Raw genomic sequence first — 25,013 nt, 5'->3', positions numbered from 1 at the left:
ATACCCCGCGCCAAGCAGATCGTTCTCAGTCCAGCCCGAAGATCAGCAACAGATTGGTCGCAGTGATGACGGCAAAAAGGCACCACGCGAACATTTGTGTGGGGCGCCCGATCGTATTGCCATTCATCACGCGCGCATCGCTGACCGAGCGAATGAGCGGCCACATGGCAAACGGCAGTTGCAGGCTGAGCAGCACCTGACTCCACACGAGCAGTTTGCCCACCGCGCCGTCGCCAAGCCACAGCACCCCGATGAGCGCGGGCACGAGCGCGAGTCCGCGCGTAATCAGCCGACGCTGATAGCACGGAATCTTCATGTGCAGAAAGCCGTCCATGATGACTTGCCCGGCGATGGTGCCCGTCAGTGTCGAACTTTGCCCCGAAGCGAGCAGGGCGATGCCGAACATAAAGGCGGCCGCACCCCCTGCAATCGGCGTAATCAACTGATACGCCTGCTCGATATCGGTGACGTTGGTCTGACCGCTGGCATGAAAGACAGAGCCAGCAAGAATCAGAATGGCCGCATTCACGCACATGGCGATCAGCAGCGAGACCCAGGTATCGATGCGCACTAACGCGAGTGTGTCGTGCACGTCGCCGCGCTTGCCGCCGACGACCCGCCGGGTCTGCACGACGGAAGAGTGCAGGTACAGGTTGTGCGGCATGATCGTCGCGCCGACGATGCCCAGCGCCAGTACGATGGCGTCGCGCCGGTCGTGACTGGGTGCGCCCGGGACAAGACCCGCGGCCACCGCGTGCCAGTCGGGCGGCACCATCGCGACCTGCGCGATGAAACAGAACGCCATCGTGCCGATCAATCCGAAAACGATGGCTTCGATCTGACGGAAGCCTTTGCCCTGTAGTCCCAGCACGATCATCGTGTCGAGCGCGGTGAGCACGATCCCCCACGCGATGGGCACGCCCAGCAGCAGCTTGAAGGCCAGTGCGCAGCCGAGCACTTCGGCGATATCGCACGCAATGATGGAAATTTCGGCCGTGATCCATTGGACGAAACGGCCTGTGCGGCCGTAGCGTTCGTAGCTGGCCTGCGCAAGATCGCGTCCGGCGACCAGTCCCAGACGCGCTGCCAGCATCTGCAGGAAGATGGCGGCGAGACTCGAGAGCGCCACGACCCAAAGCAGCGAGTAACCGAATTGCGATCCTGCCTGAATGTCCGTCGCCCAGTTGCCGGGATCCATGTAGCCGATGGCGACGAGCAGTCCGGGGCCGGCGAAGCGTTTGAGTTTGGTCCAGCGCGACTGACGCGCGTCGATGACGATGCTGCCTTTGACCTCGGAGGGGCAGAAGGGAGCGGTGGCAGTGGTCGGGAGCGGCATGAGGAGTGGGGTGCGTGCAATGACGCTCACGTTAGCCGGGCCGGCGTTTGCCCGCAAGCGCGATTGGTGTAATGAGGCGGCCATGAAGATGCTGTCGACGGCAAATGAACTGCTATACTGTATATTTATACAGTATTCGGGCGCATGATGACCCTGCCGCTTTCCTCCCCTCTGCCTGCCGGGCTATGGCGTGCCAGTGAGCTGGCGCATTGCCATCGCGCTGGCCACACCACCGGTTTCGCCGCGCTCGACGCCGAGCTGCCTGGCTCGGGGTGGCCGCATGGCGCGGTGACGGAACTGCTGAGCGATCGTCCGGGCATCGGTGAATGGCGTTTGCTGGCACCGGCGTTGCGCGATCTGACGCAGGCAGGAAAGCCGGTCATGGTGATTGCACCGCCGATGCTGCCCTATGCCCCGGCGCTGGCGGGGTGGGGCATCGATCTGCGGTGGTTGAGCGTGGTGATGCGTCCGGCTTATGCGGCGTCCCCGGCGTCCCGGCCGACGCGTACCTCCCGGGTGCGGCGCGGGGCGCAGGGCATGAAGCCCGAGGACCGCGACATGCTGTGGTGCGCCGAGCAGGCGCTCAGGAGTGCGTGCTGCGGGGCGGTGCTGACCTGGCTGCCGGCCGCGACACCCGAGCAGCTTCGGCGGCTTCAGGTGGCTGCTGGCGGTGGCGAAACACTGACCTGGGTGATGCGTCCGCCGGCGGCTGTGTCGACCGCGTCCGCAGCGCCATTACGGCTGGGACTGGTCGTCGCAGAGGGTAGCCGCCTCGGCGTGCAGTTTCATAAGCGTCGTGGACCGCCTCGTGCCGAACCGCTCTGGCTGACGTTACCTGCGCCCTATACGCGTGCGCCGCAATCGCTGGCAAGGGGCGCAGACGACGAAACGCCGCTGCATGCCCAGCCCGATCCGGCGCCGTCACCCGTGCCGTCTACGGTGTCTTTTGTTTCTGCTTCCGGAGTCTCGCATGGCCTGCTGGATCGCCCTGCATCTGCCCTGTCTGGCGCTCGAGATCGCCTCTCCGCTCACGTCACTCCCGTCGCGCATACTGGCTGACGGGCAGGCAGGAGCGAGCGACGCGCAAGCCGACACGACGGTTGTGCTGGCGCAGTCGCGTGTCTGGCAGGCGAGCGAGGCGGCGCAGGCGGCGGGTGTGCAACCGGGCATGCGTCGCGGGGGTGTTCTCGCGCTCTTGCCACAGGCGCGGTTTCACGATCGCGACGAAGCCGCCGAGGCGCTTGCGCTTGAAGCGCTGGCGTTGGCGTTGTTGCGTTTTGGTCCCGATGTGGCGATTGCCGCGCCGCAGTGTGTATTGATCGACGTCGCGCCGAGTTTGCGTCTGTTTGGTGGATTGGCGTCGCTGGCGGCACAGGTGCTGGAAAGTGCCGAGTCGCTCGGGCACCGGGCATCGCTGGGTATTGCCGCGACGGCCAGTGCGGCAACGCTGCTCGCCCGCGCCGCGCTGGCTGTGCCGACACGCGTCGATCCTCATGCGCCGACGTCTCAGGACATGCAGGCAGCGATGAAGTCGCGTGCATCACGTCGCTCGATCGTGCCGGTGACGAAGTCGGCAGCGGGGGCGACGTCCGGGGCGGCGCTATCGCTGTCGTCTTCGGCGTCGTCATCCTTGTCATCCTCGTCGCCGTGGCATCCCGAGCCATTGCTGCCGCCGCCATTGGCGGGGCTACCGGCGCAACTCGATCCGCTCCCGGTGGCGTTGCTGCCCGAAGCGCAGCCGTGGCTCGACTGGCTCGCCCAGATCGGTTGCGCGACGTTGAGCGAATTGCGTGCACTGCCGTCGGCGGGCGTGAGACGTCGCTGCGGCGCCGCGTTGCCCGCATCGCTTTCTCGCGCCTATGGCGAAGCGCCGGAAGCGCCGGCGTGGTATCGCGCGCCGCCGCATTTCGAAGCCGTGTTGCCATTGCCGTCGCTCACGCACGACGTCGAAGTCTTGCTGTTCGGCTTGCGCCGTCTGCTCGCGCAACTGACGGGATGGCTCGCCGCGGGGCAACTGGCCACGCAGGCATTGACGCTGATTCTCGAACACGAGCCGCTTGGCCGGGAGACCCTGGCGCCGACGCGTTTCGACATCCGTCTGGCCGAAGCGAGCGCCGCACCGGCGCACTTGCTGTCGCTCTGCAAGGAACGACTGGCACGTTCTCCGTTGGTCGCGCCGGTGCTGACATTGCGGCTCGATGTCACGCAGACGGCACAGCATGTTCCGCAAAGCGGTTCGCTGCTGCCCGAGCCGGGGCGCGAGCGACAGGATTTCGTGCAATTGATGGAGCGCGTCGCGGCGCGTCTGGGAGATGAACACGTGCGGCGTTTGCAGGTGCGTGGAGATCATCGTCCCGAGGCGGCGTTCGTGAGCGTGCCTTATGGAGTGAATGCAGGAGTGAATGCGGGTGTGAGTGCGGAGGCTGGGGCGACGTCTGCGTCGAACCGTCATCTGCCGGATACCGTGAGCGCACTGCCGCCGCGTCCGGCGTGGCTGCTCGATGCGCCCCAGCGACTCAGCATGCAGCAGGAGCGTCCATGGCGGCAGGGGCCGTTGCAACTGGTGAGCGGCCCGGAGCGTATCGAGGCCGGCTGGTGGGAGCCGGGCACGGTCACGCGCGATTACTTCATCGCGGCGGACAAGACGGGGGCGTTACTGTGGGTATTTCGGGAGCGCCCCGTGAAAGGGACAGACGCTGCCTGGTATTTGCATGGCCTGTTCGGTTGAGATGTACGGGGACGCAGTTTTATGAATTTCGACGATTTTCTCCCGTGGCAAGGGCCGACCGAAGGGCTGGCCGTCAACGACGACGGTGCCGATACCCCCGATGTGGCACCCTCTGCCCTGCACGGACAGGAGGACGACAGCCTGCCCGCGTATGCCGAATTGCACTGCCTGTCGAACTTCTCGTTTCAACGGGGGGCGTCGCATCCGGAAGAGTTGATCGCGCGCGCAGTGCATCTGGGTTACACCGCGTTGGCGATTACCGACGAGTGTTCGCTGGCTGGTGTGGTTCGGGCGCTGGCAGAGTCGGCCAAGCATGAGCCACCGTTGGTGTCGCTGATCGTGGGGAGTGAGTTTCGATTGACGCCCGAAGTGGACGTGTTGTCTGCCTCGGAACTTGATGCACTCGGTACGGTGCATCTCGTAGCCCTCGCGCAGCATCGCGAGGGCTACGGCAATCTGTCCGAGATGATTACGCTCGGGCGTATGCGAGGTCCGAATCGCAGCTATCGTCTGCATGCGAGGGATTTCAGCGCGCCGGACAAGGCGCACGCCCATTTGCTTGGTTTGCGAGGTTGTCTGATCATCCTCGTGCCGGATCCCGACGCGAGTGATGAGCGTACGCTGGCGCAGACTCGCTGGGCAGCGCAGACCTTTGGCGAAGGGCGTGTTTGGTTGGCGCTGGAGCGTCGTCATCGTGCCGACGACGAAGCGCAACTGGCGCGCCTTCACGCCATTTCTGCCGAGTGCGGCGTGCCACTCGTTGCGACGGGCCACGTGCTTATGCATGTGCGCTCGCGCAAGCCGTTGCAGGATACGCTCACGGCCATCGGATTGGGCAAGCCGGTACAGGCATGTGGCCTGGCATTGACGGCGAATGCCGAGCAGCATCTGCGTACGCGACTGCGGCTTGCCTGGCTTTACCCGAAAGAAGCGCTGGCGCAGACGATTGCCATCGCTTCACGATGTCATTTCGATCTGCGTAGTCTGCGTTACGAGTACCCGGAAGAACTGGTGCCTGTGGGACACACGCCGGAGTCGTATCTGCGTCAGGAGGTGGAAGCGGGCGCGAAGCGACGTTATCCGGGCGGTTTGCCGTTGAAGGTGCGCAAGCTCATTGAGAACGAGCTGGCACTTATCCGCGACCTTGAGTACGAGCCGTATTTTCTGACGGTCTACGACATCGTAAGCTTTGCTCGCAGTCAGAACATTCTCTGTCAGGGCCGGGGTTCGGCAGCCAATTCGGCGGTTTGTTATTGCCTTGAGATCACGGCGGTGAATCCCGACGAGGTGCAGTTGCTGTTCGGGCGGTTTCTCTCGAAGGAGCGCAACGAACCGCCGGATATCGATGTGGATTTCGAGCATCAACGGCGCGAAGAGGTCATCCAGTACATCTACAAGAAGTATGGCAACGACCGGGCGGCGTTGGCTGCGACGGTCATCAGTTACCGCATGCGCAGCGCGGTACGCGACACGGGGCGGGCGTTGGGCATCGATCTGTCTATCGTCGAGCAGGTGGCGCAGAGTCAGCAGTGGTGGGACGGCAAGGAGAATCTACTCGCACGCATGGCGGCGCAGGGGCTGTCGCCTGACGCGCCGACGACGCGGTTGTGGGCCGATCTGGTGGCCCGTCTCATCGGTTTCCCCCGGCATCTGTCGCAGCACGTGGGCGGTTTCGTGATCGCTCGCGACCGACTGTCGCGGCTCGTGCCGATTGCGCCGGCGGCGATGGAGAACCGCTACGTCATTCAATGGGACAAGGACGACATCGAGACGCTCAAGCTGCTCAAGGTCGACGTACTTGCGCTCGGCATGCTGAGCGCACTGCGCCGTACGCTCGATCTGTTAGGGGAGTGGCGTGGCGCACCGATCGGGCTTGCCGATATTCCGCGAGACGATCCGGCGACGTACGGCATGATTCGTCGTGCCGACACGGTGGGCGTTTTCCAGATCGAGTCGCGAGCGCAGATGAGCATGCTGCCGCGTCTGAGACCGGAGACGTTCTACGATCTGGTGATCGAAGTCGCGATTGTGCGTCCCGGCCCAATTCAGGGCGGGATGGTGCATCCGTATCTGCGTCGCAAGCAGAAGAAAGAGAAAGTGGTCTATCCGCGTGAGGAGATCAAGGTAGCGCTGGAACGCACACTGGGCGTGCCGATCTTTCAGGAGCAAGTGATGCAGATCGCGATGATCGCTGCCGATTTTTCGGCGGGCGATGCCGATCAATTGCGTCGCTCGATGGCCGCATGGAAACGCAAGGGCGGTCTCGAAAAATTCCAGACGCGCATCATTTCCGGCATGTTGAAGAACGGTTACCCGCTTGAGTTTGCCGAGGCCATCTGCCGACAGATCGAAGGCTTTGGCGAGTACGGATTTCCCGAGAGCCACGCAGCGAGCTTCGCGTTGCTCGCCTACGCAAGTGCGTGGCTCAAGTGCCACGCGCCGGAGATGTTCCTGTGCGGCTTGCTCAATAGTTTGCCGATGGGATTTTATTCGGCGTCGCAACTGGTGCAGGATGCGCGTCGGCATCGTGTCGAAGTTCGGGCGGTGGACGTGTGCGTGAGCGATGTCGAGTCACGTCCTGAGGCCAGGATCACCCGATATGGGGAGGCACGCCGTCCGGCGGTGCGATTGGGTTTGTCGCTGGTCAAGGGCTTATCGGCCGAGGGGGCGCAAGCCATCGAAGCGGCACGTCGTCGACGGCCCTTTACCGATATCGACGACCTCACCGCCCGAGCCGCACTATCGCGCCGCGATCTTGATGCGCTGGCTGCCGCAGATGCACTGTCGGCGTTGTTGGGCGGACGTCGTCAGGCACGCTGGACGGTCGCCGCGTGGCAGCCGCCCACGCCGCTATTGGGCGCAACCGTCTTGCGCGACGCCGCGCCCGGCAGCATGGACGAGCAGGTGGCGCTGCCGCCGATGCCCGAGGGGCAGGACATCGTGGCCGATTACGCGAGTACGGGGCTGACGCTTCGGCGTCACCCGCTGATGCTGTTGCGCGAGAAGCTGAACAAGATGCGGGTGCGCACGGCAAAGGAGTTGCAGTCCGAGGGCGTGCATGGACGACGTGTGCGCACCGTCGGCATCGTGACGGGACGACAGCGGCCGGGCACGGCCAATGGCACGGTCTTCGTGTCGCTGGAAGATGAGACGGGCGTCATCAACGTGATTGTCTGGCCCGATCTGGTGGAAGCGCAGCGCAAGGAGTTGCTCGCGTCGTCGCTATTGGGGGTGGAAGGGGTATGGCAGCGCGAGGAGCGCGTGACTCATCTGGTCGCACATCGTCTGATCGATCTCTCGTCGATGCTCGGAGAACTCACGATCTCGAGTCGGAACTTTCACTAAGCGGATTTCGATAGGATGGTGTGTCCTCGGCCAGCCTGTGAGATACCGACCGAAGCATGGTCATGCGCCGGTCAGCATCCTTACACGCTGGTAATGCGTTCTTCGTGGTCTTGGTGTCACATCATCCATCAATGTGCAGCATCCGCCTGTTTGCCCGCTTCCTGCGCGAGCGCGTTCGCTTCCTCTTCGCTACGTAGACCGTTGAAGTGGGCATTGAGCAGGACCGCGCTGATCGAAGCGAGCAGAATGCCGCTGTGGAAGAACGGGGCGAGCGCGTGCGGCAGCTTCATGAAGAACTTGTCCGACGCCACGGGGATCATCCCCACACCGATACTGATCGCAATGATGTACAGGTTGTAGCGGTTCTTCGACAGATCCACCGTCGACAGAATCTTGATGCCCGTGGCCGTCACCATGCCGAACATCACGATACCCGCGCCGCCCAGCACGAATTGCGGCACCGACGCCACCACGTGGGCCACCTTCGGAAACAATCCCAGCACGATCAGAATCAACCCGCCCATCGCGCACACCCAGCGACTCTTCACGCCCGTCACGCCGACAAGTCCTACGTTCTGTGAAAACGAGGTGTACGGGAACGTGTTGAAGATGCCGCCGATCACGGTGCCGAGACCGTCGACACGCAATCCGCGCACCAGCGTCTTCTGATCGACCGGACGCCCTACGATGTCGCCCACCGCAAGGAACATGCCGGTCGATTCGATGAACGTCACGAGCATCACGAGCGTCATCGTCGCGATGGCTATCGGATCGAAGCGCGGTACGCCAAAATGGAACGGCATGACGAAACCGAACCACGGGGCTTCCGACACCCCCGCAAACGACACCTTGCCCAGCGCAATCGCCACCATCGTGCCGAACAGAATCCCCAGCAGCACCGCAATGTTGGAGAAGAAGCCGCGGACGTATTTCGTGATGAACAGAATGCAGAGCAGCACCGCAAACGACACGCCCAGATACAGCGGATTACCGAAGTCCGGGTTGCCGAAGCCGCCGGCCGCCCAGTTGATGCCCACGCCCATGAGCGAAATGCCGATCACCGTGATCACGGTGCCTGTCACCACAGGTGGGAACAACCGCAACAATTTGCCGATGTAGGGCGCGATCAGAATGCCAATGATCCCGGCGGCAATCGTCGCGCCGTAAATGTCGAGCAAGCCGAGGTCGGGATTCGTGCCGATGGCAATCATCGGCGTCACAGCAGTAAACGTCACCCCCATCATGATCGGCAGACGCAGACCGAAGATCCACAGGCCGAGCGTCTGAATCAGCGTGGCGATACCGCACGCAAACAGGTCGGCGTTGATGAGAAACGCAATCTGATCGACCGACATCTTGAGGGCGCCGCCGATGATCAGCGGTACTGCGACCGCCCCCGCATACATCACCAGCACGTGTTGCAATCCCAGCGTGAACAACTTGGGGAGCGGCAGGCGCTCGTCGACCGGATGTACCGGTGCAGCAGCAGATTGCGTCATGTCTTCTCCTGGTCCGACGGTACGAATGATTTGCTTGGCGAAACCGAGCGTAAATTTTTTACCGGGGCGCAGCGAGTCGTGTCAAAAAACGCCCGGTCTCACGACGGGCGACAGACGACCAGTGACCGACGCGCAGTCGTGGAGAAAAACTGCGGTCTGGCGACATAGTACGCCTGAGTTCTTACGGCGATGTTCGAATGCGCGAAAGCCTTGTACGGCAAGGGGCGGCGGGCCGTCGGAGGCGACGATGTTACCGGCGCGCAGGCGACCGCCCGTATGCAAAATGTCCAGTACCGCAGGGGCGCCAGTGGACCGACGTCTCTTCACATATCGGATTTGCAATACCAAAGATTGCGTCTGACGTATGAAACGCCGAGACACCGGGGACATCATCCCGGCGACATCTTGGTGTCTGTAGCGTGCGTCGGAAAGGGGAGGATGGAAAGCGAAGTTGAAAGTGAAAACGCCCGCCGACAATTGTCAGGCGGGCGTTGGTGAGGCTGTCCGGTGTCGTTGTCAGCGCCCGGTGGTGCCCGACGGTCTGCGAGCGAGCGAGTCGGCCGCATTCGTGCCGCTCGCGGCGTTTTGCTGCGCCACGCTTTCGAGCTTGCTGGAAATCTCCTCCCCCATGTAATGCAGGAACTCCATTTCCTTGGCCCCGATGCCGCCCGCACACAATGCGCCGCCCCAGTCGCCGTAGAGCAGCGCCACGGTCTGGTTACGCTGGCGAACCGGCAGCAGGAAGAACGATTTCACGTTCGAGAAATGCTGACGATGCCATAGCGGAATGCGGGGTACGATGCGCGGCTCGCGGGCATTGTCGATCAGGATCGCCCGGCCGTTGGTCAGCGCGAGATGGAAGACGTCCGGCTCGAACGCTTCGGGGAAGGTCAGGCCCAGCAACGGTTGTACCTCGCGACCAATGCCGAAGCGCATTTCGAAGACCTTGCTCGCGGGCGAACGCACGAAGGCCGCACAGTTCACGAAGCCTAGCGACTGAAGGATCGCTTCGAGCGTCAGGTTGAGCAGGCCCACGGCATCGGTCTCGCCGGTGGCGGCGCGCACTTCGGAAAGTCCGTCGGCCAGACGTCGCGCCGAATCCAGCGGCTTGCCTGCCGGCGGCTGACGCGTGTTCGATGCCCCCGTGCTGATGGCGATGAATTCCTGATGGCTCGTGTCGCGCGCCATCTCTTCACCGACCGACACCACCTCGCTGATGTCCAGCGCGAGACGGTCGGCATAGCGCTCGGCGAGTTCGGCAAGGCGCTCGGGATCTGCGCCGCGCGTGAGCTCGGTCACCATCTCGTTGGACATGTTCGCCACGGCGCACAACCAGTCGGCGTGCGAGAGCGGGGCGTCGCCTTCGAGATCGATCGGACGCATGCTGGTCGCAATCGACTCCGGCAAGCCCCACTTGCGGGCGGCGGACTCAGCCAGTTCGGGGAACGTGATGCCGAGCACCTGCTCGCAGGCGTCGCTGTCGCTGATGCCCTGCTCGGCGGCAATTTCCTGAATCTCAACCCATTCGTTCGGGAAGCAATACGTCACCAGCAAGCGCGCCACGTGATGCAGCAGCGTGCAGACGACGGCTTCTTCACCGTCGCGAATCCCGTTTTTGGCCGTAATGTCGCGAGCGAAAGCGCCCGCCAGCGTGGCGCGAGCCAGTTCGCGCGCCATGTCGTCGCGACGTGCGGCGACTTCGCCGAAACCTTCGAGCAGCTTCAGGCTCAGGGCGAGGTGGCCGATCGTGTCGACGCCCAGAATCATGATCGCTCGCGAGACCGTCGTCACGTTGCAGCCGAACGGCGCATACATGGCGGAGTTGGCCAGACGAATCACTTTCTGGGTGAGGGCGAAATCCGAGAGCACGGACGACGCGAGGTCGGCCGTACTGGTGTTCTCGCTTTGCATGGCAGACACGATGCCCGTAACCGAGCGTTGCAGCGACGGAAAGTCACCGCGCTCGGCCATGCGCTGCCACAACAATTCGAGCGTTTTTTCTTTGGTCAGGCTCATGGTAGCGGGGTTGTCCGGTCAGTGGCCGGCATCCACGTTGAGACGCCCGCTCGCAAAGGCCGCCTCCAGTTCTCCCGCAGGCAGGGCCTTCGATACCAGCCAGCCCTGGATGGAATGGCAGCCGCGATCGATCAGCATCTGCCGTTGTTCTTCCGTCTCGACCCCTTCGGCCACCGCCGACAGACCCAGCTCGCGTGCCAGTCCCAGGACTGCCGTCACAATCGTACGGTCGTTCGGTGACGTGGGCATGTCTTTGACGAAACTGCGGTCGATCTTGAGCGCGGAGAGCGGGAAACGCTTGAGGTATCCGAGACTCGAATACCCCGCACCGAAGTCGTCGACGGCGAAACGCACGCCCAGCGTCTGCAACTCGCGCAGCACCAGATTGGCCTGCTCCGGGTCGCGCATGAGCACGCTTTCGGTAATTTCGAGCACAAGGCGGTGACCTTCCACGCCGGAGTCGGCAATGGCCTGCCACACGAGGCTCGGGAAAGACGGATGGTGAAACTGTTGTGCCGAGACGTTGACGGACATGTAGATCCCGTCGAGCCGGGTGCGATCCCAGCGCGCGAGCTGCATGCACGCGGCGCGCAGTGCCCAGCCGCCCAGCAAGTTGATCAGACCGTTGGCTTCGGCCAGCGGAATGAACTCGGCAGGCGAGACCGGACCGAGCGCCGGATGCCAGCGCATCAGCGCTTCGACACCCTTCACGTCCAGCGAAATCGGGTCGCAGATCGGCTGGTAATGCAGGCTGAATTCACCGTTGTGAATGGCCTCGAACATCGCCGATTCCAGCGAAAACGCCTTGCGGTGCAAGTCACCCAGATCGTCCGTGTAGACGAACAGGCCGTTGCGACCGCGATCCTTGGCGCAATACATGGCGGCGTCGGCGTGCTTGATGAGCAGGCCGGCCGAGTCGCCGTGTTGCGGGTAAAACGAAACACCGATACTGGTCGTCAGGTGCAGCAACTGGTCGCCGACCTGGAACGGTTGCTGCACCGCCGAGAGCAGTCGCTTCATGATGCCGCCGAGCGCCTGTTCGTTGTCGCAGCCGGGCAGCACCAGCACGAACTCGTCGCCGCCCATGCGCGCGGCCATGTCCGTCTCGCGAATCTGCGCGATCAGACGTTGGCCCGCGTCGCGCAGCAACTGGTCGCCCACGTCGTGGCCGAGCGAGTCGTTGACTTTCTTGAAACCGTCCAGATCGAGCAGGGCGACGGCGAAGTTCGGGCCGCCTTCACGCGCATGCTGGATCGTCTCTACGATGCACTGCTGAATATATTGACGATTCCCGAGCCCGGTCACTGCATCGCGCACCGCCAGATCGGACAGGCGTGCTTCGTTTTCCTTGAAGGCGGTGATGTCTTCGCCGTGCACCAGGAACGACGCGCTCGCGCCCGCGATGCGGGGCGTGTACTGGGCGATGCGCAGACGCATCCAGACCCGGTCGGTCAGACCGCGCAGCAAACGCACGGTGCACTGTTGAGGGCCGAGGGTCTGGGCTGCGGAAAAGGCGTCCTGAAGCAGGGGAACGTCTTCGATACCGGTCAGCTCGAAGAGCGTGGCGTGGTCGATGTACTCACGCGAGTACTCGAGCAGGCGCAGGGAGGCTTCGGCAATGAAAAGGAAACGGCCATCGGCACCTACGTGTGCCGATAGTCCGCCGGTCAGCTCGACCAGCGCCCGGGACAATGCCGGGGCCGGCGCCGTGGCATTGGCCTCGGCGATTGCCGGTGCCAGGGTCGAAGGTTCGACCAAAGGCACACCGGCTGGGAGTCGATCTGAACTCATTGTTGTTGTCTGTACATGCATCACGTCGAGCGCGCTGCCGCTCATGTGCTTCCCTGTTCAGGCAAACGCGCTCATGGCCGGACCTTGGTCCGGCGGGTGTCCGATGGATTGTGGGCCATTATAGCTAAAGACGCCAGCGATTTTGATGGCCTCAACCCCCGTTTTACCCCCGTTTCACGCCGCTTTCCGTCCGAATTCCCGTGTTGGATTTTTTCCTACAAGACGATCAGGATTTTTTCCTGCGAGGTCGGTGGCGTTCGGTCTACGTACGACCCGAATCGTCCGCCCGGTTCACCTCCATGCCGCCGGTGCAACCCCGGCGCGATCGTCGTGCGTGCGCCAGTCTACCCAAGCGCGAGCGACTTGAGGGCACCGCAATCGTGGATTTTTATCATTGCGATGCAACATCGCAACAGCCGCACAAGCCCCGCAGTGCTTCGCTGTGCCATGAATTCGCGGCGGATGAGAGTCACGCCGGAAAATTGAGAATCGGTAGACGGCGCGCGCGCCGTCGATGTCGAGTCAGACGCGCGCCTGCGTCTCGTGCGCGAGCGACCACGCGATGCACGCGCGGGCGAGTGCTGCGGACGCATCCAGCCCAAATCGTCCGAGCGGTGTTTCACACGTGGCAAGCGCCACCGGGATTTCGGTGCAGCCGAGAATGACGCGTTGTGCGCCGGCCGCCAGTAACTGCTCCATGGCCATTGCAAGCGCCTCACCGCCGCGACGAATTTCCCCGGCCTTGGTGAGCCGGATACCCTCGTTCACGAGCGTCTGGTGCGCAAGCGGGTCGCTTGCCGAGACAAACCGGTAACCCAACGCTTCGAGCCGTGGCCGGTAGACGTTGGCGTGATGGGTGCCTTCGGTCGCCATCAGGCCGATGGGTGAGCCGGGGGCGACACAAGTGGACAGTTCGCCAGCGACCGCTTCGACCACGTCGAGCACCGGCAGACGGGTGCGATGACGCAGCGCGTCGAGCCAGGCATGGGCGGTATTGCACGCGATGGCGATGCAGCCGACGCCCGATTGCTCCAGCGCATGTACGCCGTCGAGCATGCCGTCGAGCGGCGAGGCGCCGTCGCGCAGCAGGGCTTCGGTCCGGTCGGGGATCTGTGGCACCGAATACAGAATGAACGGGATGTGATCCTGATCGCGGTTGGCCGGATGTTGATCGACGATCTTGCGGCAGAGGTCGATACCGGCGGCGGGGCCCATACCGCCGAGAATGCCGAGTGTGGCGTGCGAGTTCATGAGGGTGGTGAATCTGCGGGAACTGCAAAAAACGGGATTGCGTTGTGCGGGGACCGTGGTCCCCGCACAACGCACACGCCGTCAGGATCAGTCGTAAGCCTTCGTGATCGGATCCTTGAACATGGCGCGCATTTCAGCCGTCATCGGGTAGTTCATGTTCTGACCCTTCGGCGGCACCGGCTGCGTGAACCACTTGTTGTACAGCTTCTCCATTTCGCCCGACTTCTCCATGTCGGCGATGACCGTGTTCACGACCTTGGTGAACGCCGGATCGTCCTTGCGCGTCATGCAGGCGTAGTTTTCGAACTGGAGGTTGGGGCCGACAACTTCGTAGCCCTTCGCTTCGTCGGCCGACAGGGCGGCACGCTGACCGTAGAGCAGCGGTTCGTCCATCACGAATGCGACAGCGCGGCCTTGCTTGACGGTCAGGAAGCCGTCCGAGTGTTCTTTCGTCTGAATCAGGTTGAAGCCGATTTCGCCCTTCTTGCCCGACAGAATGCGGTCAGCCGTGGTGCCGGCCGTCGTCGCGATGGTCTTGCCCTTGAGGCTGTTCAGGTCGGTGATGCCCGAGCCCGTCTTGGCGATCATCTTGATCGAGTACAGGAAGATGTTGTGCGAGAAGCCGACTTGCTTGGCGCGCTCGAACGTGTGGGTGGTCGAGCCGCATTCCAGGTCGATCGTGCCGTTTTGCATCAGCGCGATACGGTTTTGCGACGTGATCGGCGTTTCGGTGACCTTCAGATTCGGCATGTTCAGGTCTTTTTTGACCGCGTCGACGATCTTGAGCGCGATTTCTTGCGAGTAGCCGATCGTCTTGCCGCTGTTGTCCGAGTACGAGAACGGAATCGACGATTCGCGCACGCCGAGGGCGATCACGCCGTCGTTCTTGATCTTCTTGAGCGTGCCAGTGAGTTCCTGTGCGCTCGCGGTGTGCGCGAACAGGGCGGCAGCAGCGCTGACGAGCAGCAGGGGAGCAAACAGCTTCTTCATGGTCTCTTGTCCTATCGGAAGTGGTGGCACGGTGGTCCGTGCCGTTGGAATGTCAAAAGCCTCAAACACCGAAAACACAGATACAACCCGATACTTCCCCCATCGGTCCCCGTGGGAGTGATGCCGCAGCGCACTGGCGTACGAACGTGTTATCCGGCTGGCACGCTATGGTCCAGCCTCATCGCTCATGCAGCCAGCCGGGCAAACCCTGCAAGATCGACGGCGGGACGCTTGCCGTCGATGGCGTCGGCGATGGCGCGTGCAGCCCCCATCGACAACGTGAAACCCAGTGCGCCGTGGCCGACGTTCAGCCACAGATTGCCCACCTTGTCTGCACGTCCGAGCACCGGTCTGCCGTGCGGCGTGGACGGGCGCATGCCGGTCCATTCCAGCGGTGCCGGCGTGCCGCGCAACGACGGAAACAACCCGGTCGAGAGCGTGCGCAGCGCATCGATACGATGCTTGACGATGCGGTAGTCGTAGCCCACAAGATCGGCAATCCCGGCCACGCGCAGATGCTCGCCGAGGCTCGCGTAGACCACTTTATTGTCGGCGTCCGTGACGGAGACCTGCGGGCGGGCGTCGGCCGGTGCGCCGCGATACGTCAGGCTGTAGCCCTTGAGCGGATACATCGACACCGGCTCGCCCACGGCGCGCAGCAGCGGCACGGCGGCCAGACCGTTGGCGACGACGCAGGCATCGACCGGAATGTCGCCAGCGCGTGTGCGGACGGCACGAACGGTGTTGCCGCGCACATCGAATCCCGTCACTTCGCGCTCGAACAGCAGCGTGCCGCACTCATGTGCGCCGATCAGACGCATCAGTTCCTTACACAGCATCTGGCAGTCGCCGGTACCTTCGCCTGGCGTGTGGATGCCGCCCGCCAACTCCCCGGCGATCTTGTTCAGCGCCGGTTCCAGCGTGACGCAGGTGGCCGCATCGACACGCCGTTGCGTGTAGCCCAGGCCATTGGCCATTTCAAGCGAGCGCTCTGCGGCGGCGAGCTTGCTCGCGTCGCGATACACCACGAGCTTGCCGCTCAGGCGGTAGTCGAACGTTCCCGCTTCCTGGGCGAGAAACTCCAGCATCACCTCGCGGCTGTGCAAGCCGAGCGAGAGCAGTCGCAGCGTCGAGCTGGCATTCGCCTGCGCGTTGCAATGTTTGACGAAGGCCAGCGACCAGCGCCAGAAATCCGGATCGAGCGACGGCTTGATCCGCAGCGGCCCGGTGCCGGAGAACAGCAGCGAGGGCAGTTGCGAGAGCACACCGGGGGCGGCGAGGGGCGACACATAGCCATAGCTCAACTGACCGCCGTTGGCGAAGCTGGTCCCCAGACCGCCGTCGCGTGCCGCGTCGATAACTGTGACTTCGTGGCCTGCGCGAAGCAACTGATACGCGCTGGCGAGGCCGACGATGCCTGCCCCGATAACTCCAATGTGCATGACGATAGATAACGACGAAAAGCTGATGGAAAGCAAGGCGGGAAAAAATTGCGACACGTGGCGAGCGCCTCGTGGCGGGTCTTCTGCACAGCCTTTGCTACGCAGTGTAGAGGGAGAAAATTCGCTAACCTATGCGGTTTTGAGGCAGCATATGTCTTTTGGCTATAGGGTCGGCCGCGCCAGTGCGCAGGCGGGCGGGACACGGAGACGAAGTCAGGCATGAAATTGCGGCATATCGAGACGTTTCGCGCAGTCGTGCTGACCGGGTCGGCCAGCGGCGCGGCGCAATTGCTCAACGTATCGCAACCGGTCGTCTCCCGCGTGTTGCAGCACGCGGAGCAGCAACTCGGCTTCAAGCTGTTCGACCGGGTGAAAGGCCGCCTCGTGCCCACCGCCGAAGCGCGCCGTCTGTATCCCGACGTCGAGCGCATCTTCAGCGATCTGGAGCGCCTGCGCACCACGTCGCGCAATCTGCGTCAGCACGGGGTGGGCCACCTGCGCATCGCGGTAACGCCGAGCCTCGCACAGAGCCTGTTACCCGCTGCCATTGAACGCATGCGGCGTGCGCACCCCGATGTCGTCTTCGAACTCATCACGCACCACACGAACGAGACCATCACCGCGATCCTCACGTCGTCGGTGGATGTCGGCATCGTTTCCGCACCGCCGATGGCCGCCGGTATCGTGAGCCGTCCCGTGGCGCAGGGGCACATCGTGCTGGCTGTGCCCGCTGGGTGGCCGAAGCTCTCGCGGCGCGGGCCAGCCAGCGCCGACGCGCTTGCCGGGCGCGATCTCATCAAGCTACATGACGATACGCCGCTCGGCGCGCTGATCAACGAGCGTCTGGATCAGACGGAGCTGCTGCAGGACGCCGAAGTGATGGTGCAGACGTATTCGCTCGCGGCGGCGCTCGTCGAGCACGGTCTGGGCTATGCGCTTCTCGATCAGTTCACGGCGGCGAGCGCGCATGTGCAGGCGCAGCGTTTGTATCGTGTCGCGCCGGCCATCGAGTTTCCTGTCGAGATGTTGCGCCCCGCGCATGAACCGGAATCGGTGCTCGCGGATACGCTGCGGCGTCATCTGGCGGACGTCGCCAACGAACTCAGCGAGCGTGCCGAAGCGTTATGCGAAGGGCGCGAGATCGTGCTGACGCCAGCAGACGCAGCGCAAGAGGGCTGACTGGCTGACGGGCTGACGCTGACAGTCAGCGGCAACTCGGCTCGCTTTTCACCTCGTAATAGGTAAACGGTTGGGGCTGGAGCTTGTCGGCCAGCGACGGATAGTTCGCCTGCACGAAGCGTCGCGCGCCTGCCATGTCGAATTCGGTGCGCAGCCAGATCTTGCCGTCGTGATTGTCGAGGATCAGCGTGCCCGCGTAGACGACGTCGCCACGGTTGACCCGCACCGTCGGCACCTTGCGACCCTTGCAATAGCGAAAGCGATAGCTGTTGTCCGCCGGGGTGAACTCCATTGGACCGAAGCGTTCGTTGCGCATGAGCGGCGAGACGCGCATGGCGATGTACCCGCGTGTGGGCGGATTGCTGTTGAGCGTGCGGGTGATTTTGCCGCCGATGATGCCGTTGACCGTCTGATTGAAGTCCGAGTAGGTCCACGGCCCCCAGGTGCTTTGCAGCGGGGTGTCGAGCCCGACGATGACGAGGGCGTACTCGTCGAGCGTGTCTTCGGTCAGTGTGGGGTTGGGCGCAACGCCCTTGGTGCTGCAAGCGGCCAGCCAGGTCAGTCCACCGGCCGCCAGCAGAATGAGCGCCAGATGCCGCGCCGCCGGGAAGCACAACAGGGTACGCATCGACCTCATTGCAATCTCCTCGTGGCGCGTCGCGCTCAGGGGATGGATCCGAAACTTAATCCTGCAGGAATCTTACCTTGACCTTGCGACCCTTCACACGGCCGTCGGACAGCTTGCGAAGTGCCACAGGGGCGATGTCCCGGTCTACAGCAATATACGTGAAGTTTTCGAGCACGTTGATCTTGCCGATCTGTGCGGCGGCGAAACCGGCTTCACCGGTCAGCGCGCCGAGCACGTCGCCCGGACGGATCTTGTCCTTCTTGCCGCCCAGCATCTGGATCGTCACCATCGGCGGCAGCAGATGTCCGCTACCCGTCGGCGTAAGCTCCGAGAGCTTGTGCCACTGGACTTCCCCGCCCATCGCGGCTTCGATATTGCCCACGCGGCCCATCTCGTCCATCGTCGCCAGGCTGAACGCCCAGCCGTCTTCGTCGGCCCGGCCGGTGCGGCCGATGCGGTGCACGTAGACCTCGGGATCGGGTGTCACGTCCACGTTGATGACTGCTTCGAGCTGCGCGATGTCCAGACCGCGTGCGGCGACGTCGGTCGCCACCAGCACGGAGCAACTGCGGTTCGCGAACTGGATCAGAACCATGTCGCGCTCGCGTTGCTCCAGATCGCCGTGCAGCGTCAGGGCGTGGAAACCCTCCGCGCGCAGCACGTCGGTCAGGTCGTTGCACTGTGCGCGGGTGTTGCAGAACGCAATCGTGCTGACCGGGCGGAAGTGATCGAGCAACTGCCCCACGGCGTGCAGACGTTCCTCGTCGCGCACTTCATAGAAGCGCTGGCGAATCTTGCTGGCGTCGTGCTTTTCTGCCAGACGGATCTCGCGCGGCGTCTTCAAGAAGCGCTGGGCGAGCTTGCCGATGCCTTCGGGGTACGTGGCCGAGAAGAGCAACGTCTGGCGCGAGGCGGGCGTTTGTCGCGCCACGGCGGCGATGTCGTCGAAAAAGCCCATGTCGAGCATGCGGTCGGCTTCGTCGAGCACCAGCGTCTTGATGCCGGTCAGCGAGAGCGTGCCGCGCTCCAGGTGATCCATGATGCGGCCCGGCGTGCCCACGATCACGTGGGCGCCGTGCGCGAGGCTTTCCGCCTGCGGACGGATCGGCGAGCCGCCGCACAGCGTCAGGACCTTGATGTTGTCTTCGGCGCGCGCGATGCGGCGCACTTCCTGCGCGACTTGCTCGGCGAGTTCGCGCGCGGGGCAGAGCACGGCGGCCTGCACGGCGAAATCGCGGGCGTCCACCCGCTGGAGCAGGCCCAGCGAGAAGGCGGCGGTCTTGCCGCTGCCGGTCTTGGCCTGCGCAATGATGTCGTGGCCGGCAAGCATGTCGGGGAGCGACGCCTGCTGGATGGGCGTCATCGAGGCGTAACCGAGCCGTGCGAGGTTCTCCTGCATAGCAGGCGAGAGCGGCAGGCTCGAGAAGGGAATGACGGGGGCGCTGTCAGCGCGCGAATCGGTGGCTTTTGAGTTCATGCGCGATTATACCGGTGGCGTCGCCAGCTTCGGGTTGATCGGATGGCTCTGGCAGACCGGCTCAGCATACCCGAACTCGGGAATCACGCCGTTGCCAGCCCGGGGCCGCCGGGCGTAGCATGGCCTTGCCTGTCCACAAGCCAGTGAATGGCCGGGGACTTATCCCTCGCTCACCGGTCGAAGTCTCGTCCAATCCCGCAGAGGTGCCCATGCCCGCGAATCCGGAAGAGAAGGTCCGCCAGCACATGGCGGAAGTCGTCGCGATGGCCCGTGAACGTGCGCCCGAAGTGGCGGCGCTCTTCGAGCCTTTCGTCCAGCAGTATTACGGTCTGGCCGATGCCGAGGATGTCGTCTCGCGCAGTGTCGCCGATCTTTATGGCGCGGCGATGGCGCACTGGCAACTCGGCCAGAAGTTCGTCTCCGGCGAGCCGCGCATCCGAATCTACAACCCCACGCTCGACCAGCACGGCTGGCATTGCAGCCATACGGTCATCGAAATCGTGAACGACGACATGCCGTTCCTCGTCGATTCGGTGACGATGGAGATCAACCGGCAGGGGCTCGCGCTGCATTCGGCCTTCCACCCGGTCTATCGCATTCGGCGCGACACGGCGGGCAAGCGCCTGAGCGTGGCGCCCGGCAGCAGTCCGGCGGGCAAGGAGGAGGGCAAGGAGGGCGAGCGCAGCCGCTTCGAATCGTATATCCACATCGAAGTCGACCGGTTCTCCGAGCCGGAGCGCATCCAGGCGCTGGTCGACGGGCTGCAACGCGTGCTGGGCGACGTGCGTGCCGCCGTGGACGACTGGCGCACCATGCAGGCCGCCGCACATGCGGCCATCGAATCCCTGGCCGAGCGCGCCGCGCAGCAAGGCGTGGCGGCGCAGGAACGCGCAGAGATCGACGAGGCGCGGGCGTTTTTGGACTGGATGCTCGCGCGTCACTTCACCTTCCTGGGCTATCGCGATTACGAACTGGTCGAGCGTGACGGCGAGCACTACCTGCAAGGCGTGCCGGGCACCGGCCTCGGCGTGCTGCGCGAATCGCGCCGCAACGCCAGCACGCCCGACGTCACGCGTCTGTCGCCCGGGGCCATCGGTATCGTGCAGGCCAGCGCCCCGATCTTCCTGACGAAGGCCAATTCGCGCGCCAGCGTTCACCGCCCCGGCTATCTCGATTACGTGGGCGTAAAACGCTTCGACGCGCAAGGCAAGGTCTGCGGCGAACGGCGTTTTCTGGGGTTGTACACCTCGACCGTCTATATGGTCCCGGCCGAAGAAATTCCGCTGGTGCGCAGAAAAGTCGCGGAAGTGATCCGGCGCGCAGGATTCCTGCCCAACGGCCATCTGGCCAAGACGCTCGCGACCATCCTCGAACAATATCCGCGCGACGAACTGTTCCAGATCGACGTCGAGCAACTCGCCGACATCGCGCTGGGCATTCTGCGTTTGCAGGAGCGTCAGCGCACGCGGCTCTTCGTGCGACGCGACCGCTTCGATCGTTACGTGTCATGCCTCGTGTTCGTGCCACGCGAGAAGTTCAACACCGATTTGCGCGTGCGGGTGCAGAACCTGCTGCTGGCGGCCTATCACGGCACCAGCGTCGAGTTCACGCCGCAACTCTCCGAGTCGATGCTCGCGCGTATTCAGATCACCGTGCGGACCGAGCCGGGGCATGTGCCGGACGTCGACGTCAACGAACTGGAAGCCCGCATCGTCGAGACCACGCGCCGCTGGCAGGACGACCTCTCCGACGCGCTGCGCGAGCAACTGGGCGAAGAGCGCGGTACGCGGGCCTTGCGTCGCTATGCACAGGCGTTCCCTGCGGGGTATCGGGAGGATTACGCTGCGCGCGTGGCCGTGCGCGACGTGGAGCTTATCGAACCGCTACTGAACGCGGCACCGCCGCCTGCGCAAGCCACGCCTTCCGGTAGCTCGGGCGCAACGCCGCTCGCCATGCAGTTGTATCGTCCGCTGGAGGCTGCGCCCGGCACGCTGCGCTTCAAGATCTATCAGGCGGGCGAGCCCATCGCGCTCTCACGCAGCCTGCCGATGCTCGAACACCTCGGTGTGCGGGTCAATGACGAGCGGCCTTACCGGATCGAGCCCAGTATTGAGCCGTCCGATACCCGCGTCGTATGGATGCACGACTTCGGTATGACGAGCCTCGATGGGGCGGACGTCGATCTGGAGCACGCCCGCGCGCGTTTCGAAGACGCCTTCGCACGTATCTGGGCCGGCGACGTCGAAAACGACGACCTCAATCGTCTCGTGCTGCAAGCTGGTCTGACGTGGCGGGAGGTGCGCATTCTGCGGGCGTACGCAAAGTACATCCGTCAGGTTGGCTCGACCTTTAGCAATGCCTATATCGAGAATGCGCTGACGGGGAACCCATCGATTGCGGGCATGCTCGTGCGCCTGTTCCTCGCGCGCTTCGACCCTTCGTTGAGTGCGGAGGTGCGAGAGTCGCGTGCAGAGCAATTGCGTACGCAGATCCACACGGCACTGGAAGACGTCCCTAATCTCGACGAGGACCGCATCCTGCGTCAATTCCTCGGGGTTCTCGAAGCCACGCTGCGGACCAACTACTTCCAGACGGCGCAGGACGGGAGTGGTGGGGGCGCGCAGAAGGCGTACCTGTCATTCAAGTTCGACCCGTCGAAGGTGCCGGGACTGCCCGAGCCGAAGCCGATGTTCGAGATCTGGGTGTATTCGCCGCGCGTGGAGGGCGTGCACCTGCGCGGAGGGCGCGTCGCGCGCGGCGGCCTGCGCTGGTCGGACCGCCGCGAAGACTTCCGCACCGAGGTCCTGGGGCTGGTGAAGGCACAGATGGTCAAGAACACGGTCATCGTGCCGGTGGGGTCGAAGGGGGGCTTCGTGGTGAAGCAGCCGCCGTCGCCGGGGGACCGTGACGCCTACCTCGCCGAGGGCGTGGCGTGCTATCAGACGTTTCTGCGCGGGCTGCTGGATCTGACGGATAACTACGTCGACGGGCAACTCGTGCCGCCGCCGCAAACCGTTCGTATCGATGGCGACGATCCGTATCTCGTGGTGGCCGCCGACAAGGGCACGGCCACGTTCTCCGACTATGCAAACGCCATCTCCGCGGAGTACGGCTTCTGGTTGGGCGACGCGTTCGCCTCGGGCGGCTCCGTCGGTTACGACCACAAGAAGATGGCCATCACGGCGCGTGGCGCGTGGGAGTCCGTCAAGCGGCATTTCAGCGAGATGGGCGTCGACACGCAGACGCAGGACTTCACGGTGGTGGGCATCGGCGACATGTCGGGCGACGTGTTCGGCAACGGCATGCTGCTCTCGAAGCACATCCGACTCGTGGCGGCGTTCGATCACCGTCACATCTTCCTCGATCCGACACCGGATGCAGCGACCTCATTCGCCGAGCGCGAGCGTCTGTTCCAGTTGCCGCGTTCCAGTTGGGCCGACTACGACGCGACGCTGATTTCCAAGGGGGGCGGTATCTTCCCGCGCACGGCGAAAGCGATTGCGCTGTCGCCGGAGATGCGCGAATGGCTCGGTACCGAAGCTTCTGAGATGGCGCCGAACGATTTGCTGCGCGCGTTGCTGACCGCACCCGTCGATCTGCTTTACAACGGTGGCATCGGCACTTACGTGAAGGCGAGCACCGAGACGCATGCGCAAGTAGGCGACCGCGCGAACGACGGGCTGCGCGTGAACGGCGCGGAGCTACGCTGCAAGGTCGTGGCCGAGGGGGGCAACCTCGGGCTGACGCAGCTCGGACGCATCGAGTACGCGCAGCACGGCGGTCGCATCAACACCGACGCCATCGACAACTCGGCAGGTGTCGATTGCTCGGACCACGAGGTCAACATCAAGATTCTGCTGGGGCTCGTCGTCACCGACGGCGAAATGACGCTCAAGCAGCGCAATACGTTGCTCGCGGAAATGACGGAAGAAGTTGGCTCGCTCGTGTTGCGCGATAACTATCTGCAAACGCAGGCGTTGTCGCTCGGGCGTTTGCGCTCGGCGGCGGCGCTCGATGGAGACGCCCGCTTCATGCGGTATCTGGAGCGCGCACAGCGGCTCGCACGCGCCATCGAGTTCCTGCCGGACGACGAAGCCCTCGATGCTCGTCGCGCGGCGGGCGCCGGGCTGACCTCGCCGGAGCGCGCCGTCCTCATGGCGTACAGCAAGATGTGGCTCTACGACTTGCTGCTGGCGAGCGATCTGCCGGACGCAGAATTCGTGTCCGACGGACTGCCGTCCTACTTCCCGACGCCGCTGGCGAGCCGCTGTGGCGCCGCGATGCTGCGTCATCCGCTCAAACGGGAAATCCTTGCGACGATGCACGCCAATGCGCTCGTCAACCGGGCGGGGGTGACGTTCGTGCACCGGCTGAGCGAAGAGACGGGCGCGGAGCCCGCCGATGTCGTACGTGCCAGTCTCGCCGCGCGCGGGGCGTATGGGCTCGACGCCTTGTGGCTCGACATCGATGCGCTGGACGCCCGGGTGTCGCACGAGACGCAGGCGTCGCTTTTCGCGGCGATTGCGCAGTGGCACGAGCAGGCCACGCTGTGGTTCCTGCGTCGGCGGCTGACCGACGTGCCGCAGACCGTGGAGCGCCTGCGCAGTGTGCTCGATCCGATTCTGCCCACGCTCGACACGCTCGTGAGCGGCGAAGCGGCGGATGAAGCCCGCACGCGTTGCCAGACCATGATCGACGCGGGTGTGCCGCCGCTGCTCGCGCAAACGGCGGCAGGTGTAGGCGCACGCGTGGCGTTGCTCGACATCGCCGAGGTCGCGAGTACCAGTGGATGCGAGCCGTCGCTTGCGGCGCAGGTGTACTTCGCGCTCGACGCGCCGCTGGGCTACGGCTGGTTGCAGACGGGCGTGCTCGGCCTGCCGATGCAAACGCACTGGCAGCGTCTCGCGCGAGCAACGTTGCTGGAGGAGTTGTCGGTGTTGCGTCGACGACTGACGGCGAGCGTACTGGAGGGCGGGAAGGGGAACGATGCGGCTGCACCACCGGAGGCCGTCGACCAGAGTCCGGCCGCCCGACTCGTCGCCGGATGGCAACAGACGCACACCGAAGCGCTCGCCCGTTATCACCGGGTGCTGGCCGACCAGATCGCCGTCGGTAACGCCGACCTTGCCATGTTGTCAGTGAGCCTGAAATCCCTGGCGGAAGTCGGGCGCTGACGTCGAACGATGCCGCTCAAACGCTTGCCGTGCGGGGCTGTGGTCGATTAGCCCCGCACGGTAAGCAACGGCGGCCGGGCACTGCAGATCGTCGCCGCAGCAACATTTTTTAAGCGTTTACACAAAAGCGGTGAAACGGCGTATGATCCGGGAAAAC

The 25,013-nt window shown here is 63.9% G+C and carries 14 protein-coding genes; 5 read left to right on the top strand and 9 right to left on the bottom strand.

Annotated features, from left to right (window positions below):
- Positions 1–25: 25 nt before the first annotated feature.
- The gene (locus PAN31117_RS21970) at positions 26–1,336 is read right to left on the bottom strand and encodes an Nramp family divalent metal transporter (RefSeq protein WP_150740084.1); all 1,311 of its coding nucleotides are present in this window, start codon (positions 1,334–1,336) and stop codon (positions 26–28) included.
- 144 nt (positions 1,337–1,480) lie between these two features.
- Between PAN31117_RS21970 and imuA the strand changes: the two genes are divergently transcribed.
- The 3 genes from imuA to PAN31117_RS21955 are packed head-to-tail and all read left to right on the top strand — an operon-like array spanning position 1,481 to position 7,409.
- Positions 1,481–2,395 carry a translesion DNA synthesis-associated protein ImuA gene (gene imuA / locus PAN31117_RS21965; RefSeq protein ID WP_150740083.1) on the top strand — a complete coding sequence of 305 codons (915 nt, stop codon included), beginning with the start codon at positions 1,481–1,483 and terminating at the stop codon, positions 2,393–2,395.
- Entirely contained in the window at positions 2,307–4,064 is a 1,758-nt protein-coding gene (locus tag PAN31117_RS21960) for a Y-family DNA polymerase (RefSeq protein WP_174991071.1), read from the top strand. The genes imuA and PAN31117_RS21960 overlap by 89 nt, the downstream gene beginning before the upstream one ends.
- A gap of 21 nt (positions 4,065–4,085) precedes the next feature.
- Positions 4,086–7,409, top strand: coding sequence for an error-prone DNA polymerase (locus PAN31117_RS21955; RefSeq protein ID WP_150740081.1), 3,324 nt, complete (start codon positions 4,086–4,088; stop codon positions 7,407–7,409).
- 128 nt (positions 7,410–7,537) lie between these two features.
- Here the strand turns inward: PAN31117_RS21955 and PAN31117_RS21950 are convergent, their stop codons facing one another.
- The 6 genes from PAN31117_RS21950 to PAN31117_RS21925 form a co-directional block, all read right to left on the bottom strand.
- Complete coding sequence (locus tag PAN31117_RS21950; RefSeq protein ID WP_039397060.1) at positions 7,538–8,908, bottom strand: nucleobase:cation symporter-2 family protein; 1,371 nt, start codon at positions 8,906–8,908, stop codon at positions 7,538–7,540.
- Positions 8,909–9,424: 516 nt separating this feature from the next.
- Positions 9,425–10,924 carry an HDOD domain-containing protein gene (locus PAN31117_RS21945; protein ID WP_150740080.1) on the bottom strand — a complete coding sequence of 500 codons (1,500 nt, stop codon included), beginning with the start codon at positions 10,922–10,924 and terminating at the stop codon, positions 9,425–9,427.
- Positions 10,925–10,942: 18 nt separating this feature from the next.
- Positions 10,943–12,715, bottom strand: coding sequence for a putative bifunctional diguanylate cyclase/phosphodiesterase (locus PAN31117_RS21940; RefSeq protein ID WP_174991070.1), 1,773 nt, complete (start codon positions 12,713–12,715; stop codon positions 10,943–10,945).
- Between the two features lie 522 nt (positions 12,716–13,237).
- On the bottom strand, positions 13,238–13,966 hold the full coding sequence (gene cuyB, locus PAN31117_RS21935) for a cysteate racemase (protein WP_150740078.1): 729 nt from the start codon (positions 13,964–13,966) through the stop codon (positions 13,238–13,240).
- 87 nt (positions 13,967–14,053) lie between these two features.
- Positions 14,054–14,956 carry a transporter substrate-binding domain-containing protein gene (locus tag PAN31117_RS21930; protein WP_150740077.1) on the bottom strand — a complete coding sequence of 301 codons (903 nt, stop codon included), beginning with the start codon at positions 14,954–14,956 and terminating at the stop codon, positions 14,054–14,056.
- A 185-nt stretch (positions 14,957–15,141) separates the two neighbouring features.
- On the bottom strand, positions 15,142–16,398 hold the full coding sequence (locus PAN31117_RS21925; RefSeq protein WP_150740076.1) for a D-amino acid dehydrogenase: 1,257 nt from the start codon (positions 16,396–16,398) through the stop codon (positions 15,142–15,144).
- 219 nt (positions 16,399–16,617) lie between these two features.
- Here PAN31117_RS21925 and PAN31117_RS21920 point away from each other — a divergent pair, with 219 nt between their 5' ends.
- Positions 16,618–17,577 (top strand): LysR family transcriptional regulator, encoded by a 960-nt coding sequence (locus tag PAN31117_RS21920; protein WP_150740075.1) that lies wholly within the window; start codon positions 16,618–16,620, stop codon positions 17,575–17,577.
- Between the two features lie 25 nt (positions 17,578–17,602).
- Here PAN31117_RS21920 and PAN31117_RS21915 read toward each other — a convergent pair whose 3' ends face one another.
- Both PAN31117_RS21915 and dbpA read right to left on the bottom strand, forming a co-directional pair.
- Entirely contained in the window at positions 17,603–18,214 is a 612-nt protein-coding gene (locus PAN31117_RS21915) for a hypothetical protein (protein WP_150740074.1), read from the bottom strand.
- A 46-nt stretch (positions 18,215–18,260) separates the two neighbouring features.
- On the bottom strand, positions 18,261–19,682 hold the full coding sequence (dbpA, locus tag PAN31117_RS21910) for an ATP-dependent RNA helicase DbpA (protein WP_150740073.1): 1,422 nt from the start codon (positions 19,680–19,682) through the stop codon (positions 18,261–18,263).
- A gap of 209 nt (positions 19,683–19,891) precedes the next feature.
- On the opposite strand from dbpA, the gene PAN31117_RS21905 reads away from it, so the two are divergent.
- Positions 19,892–24,856 carry an NAD-glutamate dehydrogenase gene (locus PAN31117_RS21905; protein ID WP_150740072.1) on the top strand — a complete coding sequence of 1,655 codons (4,965 nt, stop codon included), beginning with the start codon at positions 19,892–19,894 and terminating at the stop codon, positions 24,854–24,856.
- Positions 24,857–25,013: the final 157 nt, after the last annotated feature.

Source organism: Pandoraea anapnoica (assembly GCF_902459765.1).
GTDB lineage: Bacteria > Pseudomonadota > Gammaproteobacteria > Burkholderiales > Burkholderiaceae > Pandoraea > Pandoraea anapnoica.
The sequence above is the reverse complement of the archived record's forward strand: the minus strand, read 5'-3'. Positions and strand labels throughout refer to the sequence as shown.